Origin of the sequence: Sporocytophaga sp., assembly GCF_017745095.1 — a bacterium.
Lineage (GTDB): Bacteria > Bacteroidota > Bacteroidia > Cytophagales > Cytophagaceae > Sporocytophaga.
On the sequence record NZ_JAGHZZ010000035.1, the window covers coordinates 1 to 15,863 of the forward strand.

The window sequence follows — 15,863 nt, forward strand, 5'->3', positions numbered from 1 at the left end:
CATATCAAGAAGTCAGTTTCCTGATATTGGTGCAACAGAATTTGAACCGGCAGGTTTAAACCTTGTATTGCAAAAACTCCTGCAATCTGATCAGAATTTTTCTGCAGGCATAAATCCTGTATCTCTCATCATAAGAAATAACGGAACTACTGTCATTACTGGTTTTACTGTTAAATGGAAAATCAGTGGGACTGTTCAGCCTGATTATATATGGACAGGCAATTTAATGTCAAATACTTCCGATACCATTGTCCTTGGTAATTTTGACTTTAAGAAAGGACATTTGTATAAATTTGAAATTTCGGCACTTGATCCAAATGGAACTATAGACATTGATCCTAGTGACAATACACTTATACATCCAGAGCTCGGTGCACCACTTAATGGAGTTTATACTATTGGTGGAACCAACCCTGATTTTACAACTTTCAATGCCGCTATAGCTGTACTTAATAATATTGGAATAGCTGGTAAAGTTACTTTTAATGTAAGACCAGGAACATATCAGGAACAAGTAAGGCTTAGGGAGATCAAAGGAGCGAGTGCAGAAAGAAGAATTATTTTCCAATCTGAAAACGGAGATAGTACATCTGTTAATCTTTCATTCTATGCAGGAGATTATTATTCGAACTATGTTCTGAAGCTTGACAGTACAGATTATGTCACGTTTAAAGGTATTACCTTAAGGTCTGAAAGTCCAATTTACTCACTGGTTATCAGTATGAGTGAAGGCGTTACAAACAACGTCTTTTCAAATAACAGAATACTAGCAGCATCACAGGGAAGCTACAGTACCATTGAAATATATTCCAATACAGCAGGATTAAGTAACAAAAATAATGTATTCATTAACAATAATATCCAGTATGGGAATTATGGTTTTTATATGTCGGGCAACTCTTCGTCAGGCAAAAATGATGAATACAATCAGATCATCAACAATACATTTAGCGGACAGAAATATACAGCTATTTATCTTTCGGGTCAGTACTATTCAACTGTTAAAAACAATACAATAAATACAATAAAAGATCAGGGTATTTATCTCTCCAATACAATTGGTCAAACGATCATTGGCAATAAAATTAATTTAAGCGAAGGTACTACTGGAATCTATTTAAGCACTTCATTAAATCCAGATACGGTTCAAACAGTTATCGCGAATAACTATATTAAGATATCAGGATCGAATAATGCAAGGGCTCTTGATATTTTTGGAGCGAAAAATTTCAAGCTTTACTTCAATACATTAATACTTAACAACTCTTCTTCTTCCTCCAATTGTGTCAATATTGACAATAGCAGCAATTTTGTATTAAACAACAACATTATAGTCAGCAGAAACAATGGGGTGGCTTTAAATATTAACAACTCAAAAAATACTACCGCCGATTATAACAACTATTATTCTCAAGGGCAATATATCTTTAGCCTGGAAAGAAATGGTATAAGCAAACAAAGCTGGTTAGCTACAGGACAGGATCAGCATTCCATATACATTGATCCTGTATTTACTGCTGCTAAAGAATGGCAAACAAACGATCCGAGAATCAATAATAAAGGTATTGCTTTACCGGATGTTACAACTGACATAGATGGTGAAATCCGTGGAGCGCAACCAGATCTGGGAGCAGATGAAAACATCATCTCAGGAAATGACCTTGGACTATTATCTATTACCTCTCCCCTTGCTCCGGTAGCTTCCGGAAATCAGGCAGTAAAAGTGATTCTATTCAATAATGGCAATGAAATAGTAGAGGCAGTTAATCTTTCATGGTCTGTCAATGATACATTTAAATCAATCAAAACATGGACAGGTACATTAGCCCCTTCTGAAAGTATAGAAGTATCTGTAGGGGATTTTGATCTGGCATCAGGTACAACAGCATCTGTAAAAGTATGGATAACCAATCCTCTAGATAACAATAAGATTAATGACACTTTGAAAGTCAATAACCTGCGTCCGGGAATGCGGGGTATTTATACAATTGGAAAAACTAGTTCTGATTTCTTAAACTTTACCTCTGCTGTGTCAGCATTGACTTCAGCAGGTGTTGCAGGAAATGTTGAATTCCATATAAAACCTGATACATATACTGAGCAATTTATTATTCCGGAAATTTACGGTGTTTCAGATACCAGTACGATAACCTTCAAGCCGCAATCAGAAGGAATGGTCAAACTTACTTATGCATCCAAGTATGAAACCAATTACATTGTCCAGTTGAAAGGTGCGGATTATATAAGATTATACGACCTTGATTTTGTTCCTACTTCAACTTACGGAGTTTGTATAGAGCTACTTAACGGAGCCGATAACAATATAATCAGTGGTAATACTTTTGATGGTATCAATAATGCAACTACTACCAATTCTACTGTGATAAACTTTTACGCGAATTCCAGTGAATTTTCAAACAACAATAACCTGGTTGAAAACAACCATATCAAAGAGGGAGCTTTTGGGGTATATTTAAGTTCATCAAGCCAGAAGGACAGGGACAATATCATAAGAAATAACTTATTTGAAGGACAAGGAACGAGCGGTGTTTTTGCTTCTTATCTCCATTCAGTGCAAATTACTGCTAACAAGGTTGTTTCAGGTAAAGATAATAGCTATTACGACGCAATCTCTGTCAGAAATATTACAGATGCATTTTTAATCAACAGGAATAAAATTGAGGTTGTATATGGTTCTTCCGGAGTAATGGTTGAATATGTTAATGCAAAAAATGGAATTATTGCCAATAACTTCATCACAGTAAGAGGAGTAAACAGTATTAACGGAATAGAGTTGTCAAACTCTGAAAATACGCAGGTTTATTATAACTCCGTACTCAATACAAGTACTGGATTAAATGCCAGTGCTTACAGAAGTTATACATGCAAATACCATTCGGTAGTGAATAACATATTTGCCAATTCAGGCCCAGGTTTAGCCTCCTCATTCGATGATATATCATATGCATTGATTTCGGATTACAACAACTATTATACAAAAGGAACTAATATATTTCCTTCACAAACTTCATTAACTAACTGGCAGGTAACCAAAGGTGTTGATTTTAACTCAGTCAATTTAGAACCACAATTCCAATCTGATACTGTACTTCGTCCTTCTGAAATTACATTAAATACGATCGGAAAAGTAATTACTGCAGTGAAAGAAGACATTGACGGTGAAACCCGCAGCTTGACAAAACCTGCAATAGGTGCTGATGAAAATGTTCCTGATGCCAATGATGCTGGTATTTATAAGATAGCAAGTCCTGTTCAGCCTTTTGAGCAAGGAGAAAGACAAATAGCAGTCCAACTGAGAAACTATGGAGATATACCTTTAGAATCAGTAGATATACATTGGACAATCAACGGAATTGAACAACCTGCGTATTCCTGGACAGGTAACCTGACATTTGGCGATACTACACTGGTTACATTGGGCAGTTTCTATTTCGTTTCCAAAACACCTTATACATTAAAAATATGGACAAATGCTCCTAACGGTCTTGCAGACAATAATAATATAAATGATACCATCGAAACAGCTCCGATGTATCCTGCTCTAAAGGGTTCGTATACCATTGGTGGAACTAATCCTGACTTCATAAGGATAACAGATGCTATAGATGCATTAACTAATGGTGGTGTAGCTGATTCTGTCCAGTTCAATATTCGTAAAGGCACTTACCACGAACAGATAGTTATTCCATCCATTTTTGGTGCTTCGAAAAAAAGCTCAGTTGTATTTCAGTCTGAAAGCGGAATAAAAACTGATGTGGAAATATCAGGAACAGGAACAACAGATAAAAACTACCTGATTCAATTAGTATCAGCCGATGGAATAACTTTCCGGAACATATCCTTCCGGAATAGCAGTGCATTATATGGCAGAGCTTTGAGTATCACAAATGGATCCGATAACATAACAGTTTCAAATGTTGTGTTTAACGGACCTGCTTCTACAAACTCTACGGAAAACCAAGCTATTATTTATAGCAAAGCAGATGAATTATGTAACAATAATCTAACCATTCAGGGTTCTTCATTCAATAAAGCAGGATATGGTATATATGTATCAGGATTAAGCAATTACAATAAGTGTCAGCAAGGGCTATTGATACAATCAAATGAATTTAAAGACTCATATGCACAGGCTATATACCTTACGGGTCTGGATGAGCCTATGGTTCAAAAGAACAAAATAACAAGCAGCAGCGGTTTTCCTGGTTTGGCAGGCATTAAGCTTTACAGCGTCTGCACCAATAGCCATGTTCTTGCTAACAGAATAACTTTAAGCAACGGAGGATCTGGAATAGAGCTATCATCTGTAAATAGTTCAGGAGCTCCGGTTGTTGCTAACAATGACATCTTTGTTTCCGGTACGACGGTAACAAGAGGTATCTATGTTTATTACTCAGAAAATATCGGTATCTACAACAATACCGTCAGAATCAGGAATAAAACATTGAGTCAGGATGCTGCAGCAGTTGTATTGCTTGGAAATAGTCTGAAACTTTTTAATAATAACATTGCAGTCTTAGAGGAAGGATACACTGTAAACTATGGCTATGGCTCTTTTTCCTCAAACTATAATAACTTATATTCAAATGGAAAATATTTAGGTTACCATAGTGAAAATGTTAAGAATATTTCAGATTGGAAAAAAATAACAGGAAAAGATCAGCAAACATTAGCTGTTAACCCGAACTTCAAGAATGAGTCTGAGGGTGTTATTTCCAATACCCTTTTAAATGATATAGCTCCACAAACCGGAGGTATTAATACTGATATAAATGGTATAGGAAGAAAAGCTCTTACGGATATAGGTGCTTACGAATTTACACCTTCCGGCATAGACGCTTCAATTTTAGAAATTGCACAACCTGTAATCCCGATTACCAGCGGATCACAAGAAGTTAAAATTATATTGTACAACAATGGTGCTGAAACGCTGAACAGTGCAGATATTAACTGGTCAGTAAACGGAATACTTCAAAGTGAAATTAAATGGAGCGGAACATTAAATTCTCAGGTAAATACTTCTGTTAATCTTGGCATCTATGAATTCCAGGGAAGAGAATCCTATAATATAAAAGTATGGGTATCCTCTCCGAATAGCTCAGAAGATGCTGAGCATTCAAATGATACAATATACAGAAAGAACATCTCTCCTGCCCTTTCCGGTATCTATACTATCGGAGGTACTGATGGAGATTTTCCTAATTTCACTCAAGCTACAGAAGCTCTTATGACCAACGGAGTTTCAGGTCCTGTTGAATTCAGAGCTGCTGATGGAATTTATAATGAGCAGATTGAAATTTCAAAAGTACCCGGAATATCATTTGTAAACAAAGTTACCTTTACTTCTACCTCTGGTGACAGTACTTCCACTACCATTAACTTTAAATCTACTTATGATAAAAACTATACCGTTTTATTAAAAGGAGTTAATTATATAACATTCAAAAACATTACTCTGAAGGCACTGGATCCTAACTATGCCAATGTGCTTGTGATGAAAGATGAAGCATCTTATATCAATATACAACATTGTGTCCTTAGCGGGAAAAGATATTCCTATTCAGGCAGTCAATATCTGATCTCAGCTACTGGTTATACAACTGGTAATATGTTTTCAGAAAATGTATTTCAGGATGGTTCTCATGGTATATATATGGAAGGGACTGTTGCAGTTTCTAATACGAATATCATTTCAGGAAACACTTTTCTCACTCAGACAAAAACCTGTATCTATCTAAACTATCCAAGAAATACAATTATAGAGAATAATATCATTACGCCCCTTTCTCATGAGACTTATTATTATGCGATCTATGCGGCCAACTCAAGAAACGGACTTCGAATATCCGGAAATCAGGCAATAATTCCAGGATCCAGAAGTAAAGGTATTTATCTTAACTCTGCTATCGGAACAACTTCTGAGCCTATACAGATCTATAATAACTTCATCAGCCATACCCAGTCTGAAGAAAATATCGGGTTACATTTAAGCTCTTGCGAAAATGCGGAAATTTACCATAACAGTGTAAGGATTTCCGGAAACGGTACTACTCAATATGAGGCATTCAACCTTCAATCGGGTAGGAACATTCAGATAAAAAATAACATATTTGCTCACTTCGGCAGAGGTCGTGCTATAAATGTTATAGGAACATCAGTTACCTCTGATTATAATGATTTATTTTCAGCAGGTGAATCTGTTGCTATGTGGCAGAACTCTTCTTATTCAAGCCTGGAAGCATTTCAGACTGCTACTGGAATGGATATCCACTCTTTGTCAATAGATCCAGTATTTGAGAGTTATTCAAGCCCGCACGTAAGCCAGTCAAACCTTGACGGAGCGGGCATACCGGTGAGTTTGGTAAAAACAGATTTCGAAGGGCATACTCGTCACGATAAAACACCTGATATCGGTGCAGATGAATTCGGTTCCGGACTAATAACCAATGATATTGGAATTATTTCCGTTATAGGTCCGAAAAGTGGTTGTGCCCTGGATGGCAATCAATATCTTGCTGTAAAATTACAAAACTTCGGAGTGGATACCCTTAAAAATATTTCTATTCACTTTGTACTCAATGATACACTTAATATCAGAGAAGAACTTACTGGGATAAAGCTTAAAGGAGGACAATCCTATAATTACACTTTTAAGACCCCTGTCCTGATGAACGATCACACTTTATATTCCTTTGATATATACACATCCTTGGATTCTGATTCAAACAGAAAGAATGATTCTATTATAAACCACATTATTCACCACTACCCTACTACAGATGCTTATGCAGGAAAGGATACAACCATTTGTGAAAATGCCCGATATTCATTGGTAGCCGCTGGTGGAAGTACTTATACCTGGCATATAAGAGGTTCAGAAACGGTTTATGCTACTCAAAGAGTACAACCTGTTGATCTTAGATATAAAACCATATTTGTACTTAAAGCTTACAATACTTATGGTTGTATGAATTCAGATACAATCACAGTAGATGTCATACCTAGTCCTGAGAAGCCTGTTATAACAGCTGTAGGAAGCCTTGGTGGTGCATGTGTCAAGGATTCTGTGACCCTCACTTCTAGTGTAAAGGATAATATAGTATGGTCTACAGGAAAAACATCAAAATCTATAAAAATAGGCAATCCGGGTTATTATTCAGTTAAACATATAGCTCCCCTATCCAGCTGTTCATCTTCAACAGAAATAGAGATTAAGAGTCCGCTCATTCCTAAACTTGTATCAAGTGCAACTACGATATGCCCGGGCCAGGAAGTTTCGCTTTCTGTAATAAACGGAGGTCAAGGATTTTTATGGTCAACTGGGGAAATTACAAATGCAATACTTGTTTCACCCACAAGCACCTCATTTTATAGTGTTAAATACAAATCCGATGATGGCTGTGATATGGAGCATAGTATTACAATAAGCGTAAGGTCCGGGGATATTATTCCAAAAATAACCTCTCTGAAAGGAGATTCAGCAGTCTGTCCGGGTGGTGATGCAGTCCTTACCGTTGAGGGTAAAGCCACCCGCTTTTCATGGTCAAACGGGATGTCAGGTTCTAGCATAAAAGTCAATCCAACAGTAAAAACTGCTTATACCGTTACAGCTCACGGAGGCTCTTGCTTTAACAGAACTGAATCTGCGTCCTTCGTTGTAGATGTTTTACCAGGTCCGGATAAAGCACCGATTATAGTTGCTACAGGATCCAGCACACTGTCTTTCTGCGATACCGATGCAATAACTCTTACTTCTTCTGATTATTCAGAATCTATAAAATGGTCAACAGGAGATACTACTCCATCCATTACTGTTCTCGCGCAAGGCATTTATTCGTTGAGTCACGTAAGCAAATTTGGTTGTTCAAAAACTTCAACGGTAAAAATAGAAGATCCCAAAGTACCATATATAGAAGGCAAAAAAGAGGTCTGTAAAGGCGAATCGACAACTCTCACAGTGATAAACGGATATCATTATAAATGGAATACCGGAGAAACAAGTAGTTCTATCATAGTAAAGCCGGATACAACAACAGAATATTCTGTTCTCGTGGAAACTCCGGAAGGATGTAAGTTTGAACAGAAAGTAAAAGTAACAATTTTTGAAGCTCCTGTCGTAACAGGCATTAGCTCAGATACAGCCATCTGTATGGGCACTGAAATAACCTTGTTTGTTTCAGGGAAAGCAAAAGAATTTTTATGGACTGATGGTCACATTGGATCTAAAATAAAAGTTCAACCTGAAAAAACAATGGTATTCGGAGTTAAGGCAACTAACGGATGTTCTAGCCAGAATGGTAATGATTATTTAAATGTAAAAGTCACAGTATTACCTCTGCCAGAGCCACCTGTAATTCTTCAGGGTAGCAATAAAGTATTCTGTCCGGGACAGGCTATAAAACTTGAAAGCAATTTCTCAGATAGTATCAGATGGTCAAATGGAGCTTCTACCAAATCCATTGTTGTTTCTGACACTGGTGTATATAAGCTTCAGAAATTTAACCAGTACATGTGTTCAAGAACTGCTGAAATATCTACCAGTTATCCGGAAAAGGCTTCTATTACTATAGAAGGAAAAGGATACCAGACTATCTGTAAAGAAGATGCCGCACAGCTTCGTCTTGTTAATGGTTCTGATTACTTATGGTCTACCGGAGCCACTTCAGCTTCTATTGAAGTAAGACCGTTGGAAACAACTATATATAAAGTGAGTGGTCAGAATGAATATGGATGTCCATACGCAGATTCAATCAAGATTACAGTAATAGAGCCTGTTGCACCTGCAGAAATAAAAAATCTTATTCCATTGAATAACAAGGCCGATCTTAGTCTTCCACTTTCACTGTCATGGAGTCCGCCAGCTAATGCTAGCCACTATGACATCCGTATCTGGGAAGAAGGTGCATCGATCCCAGAAACACCATTTATTCAAAATACCACTCAGATATTAAATCGTATTGAAGCAGGAATTAATTTTGGAACGAAATATAACTGGCAGGTAACTTCTAAAAATTCATGTGCTGAGACAACGGGTCCTATACAGCAATTTGAACTTAGAAAACTACCTGATCTTGAAGTGAGAAATGTACTTGTACCTGCATCAGCCTTTTCCGGACAAGAAGTTATGCTATCATGGGAAGTGAAGAATTCAGGCCCAGGAAAGACAGTAGCTAAAGATTACTGGTTTGATAAGATATACCTTTCAAGTGACAGTATATTTAACAACGGTATTGATACTTATATAACAGGTGTCGCGAATAAAACATCTCTGGATTCTGGACAGGCCTACATTTCATCTGCGACAATACGTCTGCCTGATGGTGTAAGCGGCCCTCACTATATCTTCATTATTACAAACGAGAACAGTGAAATAAAAGAACTAACCCAGGCGAACAACATAGATAGAAACAAGAGATACTTACTGGTGAACCTCACTCCTCCTCCGGACCTTCAGGTTCAGGAAGTGTCTACTCTTTCAAATGTATTCTCTGGTCAGACAATAGATTTAAGATGGACAGTAATCAATAAGGGCGATGGTAAGACAAACTCCAGCATCTGGAAAGATCAGATCTATTTCTCTTCAGATTCAGTGTTGCGTTCAGGATCAGCGCTTATTCTGACCACCATTCCACACAATGGACAATTAGAAGCAGGAAAATATTATACCAACACAGTTCCTGTAACTTTACCTCACGGAATCTTCGGAAAATACTTTATCCATGTGATGACAGATCTGGAAGATCAGATCTTTGAACATGCATACAATAATAATAATTCAGGAGTAAGCAATGCTATTTCTGTTACACTCCTTCCTCCTTCGGATCTTGTGCCAACAGTAACATCTATTCCTGAGACAGCAAGCAATAAAGACAAGATCAAAGTAACATGGACTGTTAAAAATCAGGGAGGATCAGCTACCAATGTAGGAAAATGGAAAGATGAAATTTACATTTCTAACAACCTTTTCTTCGATGCAAAGAAAGCTGTTTTACTTGGTTCAAGAATAAACTATACCACGCTAAACCTTGGGGAAAGCTATACTGCAGAAGCTACTGTTACTATTCCCGATGATATCACAGGCGCCAACTATATTTTTGTAGTAACAGACCGTGAGAATGAAGTTTTTGAACATGAGAATAAAGGTAATAACGTAGGAAGAAGCTTCACTTTACTCACTATCAAGTCTCCGGATCTTATAGTGGAAGAGGCTACTGTGCTGAACACGACAGTAAATTCAGGTGAAACACTGTATTTCAGATACCTTGTAAAAAACAAGGGTGCCGGTGCTGTTAATGTCATTTTCTGGACAGATAGCATTTTCATTAAAGAATCTGTTGCCTCTGATATCACAGAAGTTAAATCCAGAGCTATGGTAAAAGTGAATACTAATAGAATTTTAAATCCAAACGATACCATTTCTGTGTTAGGTTCGATCATGCTTCCGGAAGGTGCCAGCGGAACTGTTTATCTTCAGATTCATAGCAATGCAGAAAGAAATGTTTATGAAGTTACCGGAGGGAATGTCAATAATATATTTAATAAACCTGTTGCAGTAAATCTGAGTCCATGGGCTGATCTTAAAATCAGTAAGATTACTGCTCTACAAGATGCTGCAGAAAGTGGTTCCATGTTCCCACTTAAGATAGAGGTAAGTAATAAAGGTAAAGCTGCAACGAAAAGGTCGTCATGGATAGATAAAGTGTATATATCCCCTTCATCGACACTTGATAAAAAAGATACATTATTATTGACAGGTGCAAGAGCAGATTTTATTCTGAAGAAAGATTCTTCATATGAATATACAATAGATGTACCTATACCATTTGAAACAGAGCCAGGTGATTATTATTTCTATGTATATACAGATGCTACCAATAAGATCTATGAGCATATGGACGAAAATAATAATATTACCATGTACGGTCCGGTTGAAGTAACTTACGGTCCTGGACCTGACCTAAAACTTACAGAATTGAAAGCGCCTGACAGTGTATTGACTGGAGTCGGCTATCCAGTAGAATGGACTGTAAAAAATGTCGGAAGACAGGACGCATATGCAGAATGGGATGATGCTATCTATTTGTCAAAAGATACAATATGGCAACCTGCGACAGATATATATTTATCATCAAATTTTGGAAAATATGAACTAGACACCGGGAAGACTTATTACGGAGCCCGCAAAGTTGAAATTCCAGAGGAGCTATCCGGTCAGTATTACTGGATTGTAGCAGCAGATTATACTCACAAAGGCAAACCATTAACAAACTCTGGTGACAGAAACAGAATCAATAACTATTCTGTAAGACCTGTAAAAATCATATTGAATACAACACCAGATCTGGCTGTGACAGATCTGCAAGTGCCTGAAGAAGGAATCTCAGGACAACCAATAACAATTCAATATACAGTAACGAATCAGGGGACAGGAACCACCCGTCCTAAAAAATGGACAGACAAATATTACCTGTCAACTGATTTCACCATTGATAAGAATGATAAACAACTCGGCTATTTCGACCGGATTGATTCTCTTCAGGTTGGCTCAAGTTATAGCGTAAGTAAAGAAGTTACTTTACCATTATCAGAAACAGGAAATTACATCATACTGGTGAAGACCGATTATGATAACACGCAATATGAAGCAGATCAGGAAAGTAATAATTTATCCTCATCTCCTATACATCTTGAAATGCCTTTGCCTGTGGATCTTTCAATTACAGAAGTAAAGACTGATAAAGACCAATATACTGCAGGAGATTTTGTTAAAGTATCATGGACAGTATTTAATAAAGGTGTCAACCCGATGAAAGGCTCTGAAGAAGATCAGTTTTATCTGTCTAGAGATAAAGTCTGGGACATCAATGATGTTTACCTGGGAAGCAAAAGAACTTATCTGGTGCTGGCTCCAAATGGTTCAAGTACACATTCTGATGACTTCCGAATTACTAGTGCTTCTATAGGTTCATATTATATAATAGCAAGAACAGATTCTAAAAACCAGGTACCGGAAACAAACGAAAGTAATAACGAAACATCCAGTCTGACTTCTATTCATATGGATGTTAAGGAACTTGTTCTTGATATAGTTGAAGATACAGTGCTTACTCATAAAGGAAGCTTGTACTATAAAGTTGTGATTCCTGATTCCCTTAAGAATGAAACCCTTCTTGTAGAGCTTACAGGAGAAGATCAAAATAATCATAATGAATTGTATATCCGCTATGCGGACGCACCTACAAGGAATACTTATGATGCTGCATTCAGCCGTCCATTCTCAGGAAACCAAGAAGCTATTATCAGCGAAATGAAGCCTGGAACCTATTATGTAATGGTTTACGGTGAAAATGAATTTGGACGCATTCAGGAAGTAACATTGAAAGCATCCATACTTCATTTTGAAATACGATCTGTGAAGACCAATGTCGGAGGAGATTCTGGACCTGTTACGACTTGTATTCAGGGAGCAAAATTCAATCCTGGTTGTGAATTTTATATTTATAATAACAACCGTCCCACAAAGGCCATCAAGGTATATTATGTGAATCCGACCAAAGTATTTGCGACTTTCAATCTTGAAGGAGCTGCGCATGGATATTATGATGTAGTAGCGGTAGATACCATATCTGGAGAAGAAGCTGTTAAGTTAAACGGATTCAGAGTGGAGAAATCTACTCAGGAGCTCTTGCTGACAGATCTGGATCATCCTAATTCAGCAAGAGCCGGACAGATTGTTCCGATACATGTACATTTTGCTAACGGAGGAAACATTGATATTCCAACACCAAGAAGAACAATCGTATGCACTGCAGCCAAAGTACCTTTGGGTTTGACAGTACAAGAACTTCAATATTATTTCACATCTCTGAATATGGAATTTACTGAACCGGAAGGTCCGGATGGAGTGTTGAGGCCTGGAGCTATAAGTGACAAAACCTTTTACACAGCGGCCTATGCACGTCGTATTCAATTAAAAATCTTAAAAAAATAATTTTGCATCATATAAAAACAGAAGATTCCAATGCGAGCATATTTTAAACTATCGACTGTACTTTTCTTTCTTCTTATATGTATGCAAAATGCTTTTGCAATAGATATAAATCCCGGAGAAAACAGGACAGAATGTCCAGGAACAAAAATCAGACTGGGTGGAAGTCCTACAGCCGGGCCCGATGCTCCGGATAGTTATAAGTACCAATGGTCTTCAAATCCCGGAGGGTTCAGTTCAACAGAATCCAATCCTGAAATAACGGTTCAGGATGTTAAAACAGTCTATGTGGTCAGAGTAACAGACGCAGACGGTTTTACATGTCAAGAGTCAGTAACCATCACTCCAGTTAAAATTTCAAAAGTCCAGTTCAATCCCACATACCTTCCTGCAGACGGAAAGTCCGTAGCACAAGCATCAGTTGTTTCCGATCCAAGTGGAAGAACAATTGTTTGGTCAATAGTGGAATCAGAAGGTACAAATGCAACCATAGGCGAAAGTAATGGAAGAGTCAAGGCATCCACCGAACCAGCTACAGTAAAAATCAGAGCACAGGATAAACAAGCCGCCGACAATAAAACAGAAACCTGTTATGCCGAAGAAAATCTCTGTATAGGAGATCCTGAAGAGTGCTGCCCGGATTTAGCGGGCGAAGTAAAGTTCGGATTGCTTAGAATACAGTTAACAGAGTCCATTAAATCAACAGGCTCGGCAGAAGGAGGCTATTGTTCTTATTCGACAAACAAAGTCCGGTTACATCTTGATATGAAAGGTTTCTTCCATACTCCTGTTTCTTTTGATCTTGATGGTGTGAGAGCCTCATGGAAACAAAAAGGCAGCGGAGCAGAAATAAGTTTTAAAGAAGTCTCACTTGAATGGAGTGGTAAAGCCCCTACAAGACAATTCGGTCCGTTAATGGCAAATCTGACAGGCATGAAATTGACAGTCACATCAGACGGTGCAATTTCAGGCGAAACCAAATTTACAATTAATCAGGTAGAAGCTGTATCTCTAGGTGGCATGGCAGAGCTTGCAAAAGGCACTTCGGGAGAATTTGTTTACCGGTACACCTCTTCGACATCTTTTGAGGGCTCTTATGATTTCGGAGGTGTAAGAAACATAGTTATCCATTTAAAGAAGAACGCTTCAATAATTGCTGAGGCTTCTGGAGGGCACCTTACCACCAATGGAGATCTCATGAATGCAGAACTAACAGCTAAATCATCCGCAACGTTCTCCACAAAAGGGTTTGATGCGACATTGAAAAAACTAAGATGGAGATTCAACTGGAAGATTAATGAAAATGATATTGAGTTTAAAGACGGAGAAGCTGAAGTTGCAATTAAAAACATTAAAAACACCAAAGGAGAAGTCAATGTCGATTTTAGTCTAAACGGAACGTTTGCTGAAGGTACTGCTAAATTCACCAACCTTACGGCATTCGGATGCAAGATAGAAGGAAGTCTGGGGGCTAAAGTAGACTATGAATTTAACATTCATGAAATTAATGGAAGTAATATAAAAGCAAAACATCCGGATTTTGAAAATTCATTTGAAATTAATGAATTCAATATTACTAATGGAGAATTAACAAGGTTTAGCTTTAAAGGACATACGAAGTATAAAAAGATAGTTTTTAATATAAAAAATGCTGAGTATGTCCAAAATAAAGGTGTGGTAATAACAGCAGGGCTTGATATCGGAAAGACATCCAAATGTGATGTGGAGAACTTTACCATTTCGAGCGAAGGTGCTGTTTCCGTTGGAAAATTGTTTTTAGAGTCTACTAGTTATCCTTTGTATATAAAGGCCAATCTGACCTTTACCAATGATCAATTCACTGGTGAATATACTGGCTCTATTGAAGGCGGCATTAAAATCGGAGGAAAAGTGGTGATTGGTTCTATGGAGACATATAATTATGGTTTTTTTGAACTGACAATGCAAGTGGCCAAAGGGTTTCCTGTAGGCCCTGTTATCCGCATAGATGAATTAGGTGGTCGCTTCGGTTACAATTACGATCACAGAATTAATTCAGCCAGTCAAGGTACCTATCTTATAGGATTCGCACTGGGAATAAAAGATGCTGCTGATATCATAGGACTTAAAGGAGATGTTACCCTGGTGATTGGAAATAAGAGTTCGCTTGAACTTGAAGGCGAAGTTAGAGTACCTGCAAAGTCACCTCATTATTTTAAAGGTACTTTGAAAGCCTCCTATCTACTTGGTACTAATGATGTATCTGGTAGCACCAATGCAACTTTAAAAATTCCGGCAAGAAATGGTAATATTTTGTCTCTTTCATCAGGTAACATGAGTTTTAAACTCAACCAAAGCGGATGGAATGCAAGAGCCATGGGGATATCAGGAAGCATTATGAAACAGGTAACAATGAATGGTTCATTTGACCTTAGAGGAGCATCTGGTGACAATGAAGGAATTACAGGTACTGTTTCAGGAAATATTGACTATGCAAAAGAACTTCAGATAATTTATCCCGAAAAATTCGATGGCACCAACTGTGTTACTGCAGACCAAACTGACTCTAAGCTAGGATTTGGAATTTATGGATATTTCAACCTTAAAATGGGAGGATCATTCAACACCCAGGTACATTCTGAAGGTTTTACCGGAACAATAAAAACATATGTAAACGGGGTAAGCAGAGTAAGTGTCAAATGGCCTTGCATCGCAACATGTGTTGACTGTGTCAGATCCACCAATGTCAATGTAAATGGGGATATGGAAATGAGCTATGATGGTTCATTCACAATACTGAAAGGGTACCTGAAATTTTCGGGAGCTGATCATGAAGAGGAAAGTCGTCCTATAGTATTAAAATTCTAACGTAGGC

The 15,863-nt window shown here is 37.6% G+C and carries 2 protein-coding genes; both read left to right on the top strand.

Annotated elements, in window-relative coordinates; translation table 11 throughout:
• Nucleotides 1–67: 67 nt before the first annotated feature.
• Nucleotides 68–13,012 (top strand): CARDB domain-containing protein, encoded by a 12,945-nt coding sequence (locus tag J7604_RS25195; protein WP_293902725.1) that lies wholly within the window; start codon nt 68–70, stop codon nt 13,010–13,012.
• A 30-nt stretch (nt 13,013–13,042) separates the two neighbouring features.
• A complete protein-coding gene (locus J7604_RS25200; protein ID WP_293902728.1) occupies nt 13,043–15,856 on the top strand; it encodes a hypothetical protein in 2,814 nt (937 codons plus the stop codon).
• The last annotated feature ends 7 nt before the right edge of the window (nt 15,857–15,863 follow it).

Excerpts from the sequence above, each read along its gene's own strand:
- J7604_RS25200 (WP_293902728.1), top strand. The coding sequence starts at position 13,043 with ATGCGAGCATATTTTAAACTATCGACTGTACTTTTCTTTCTTCTTATA.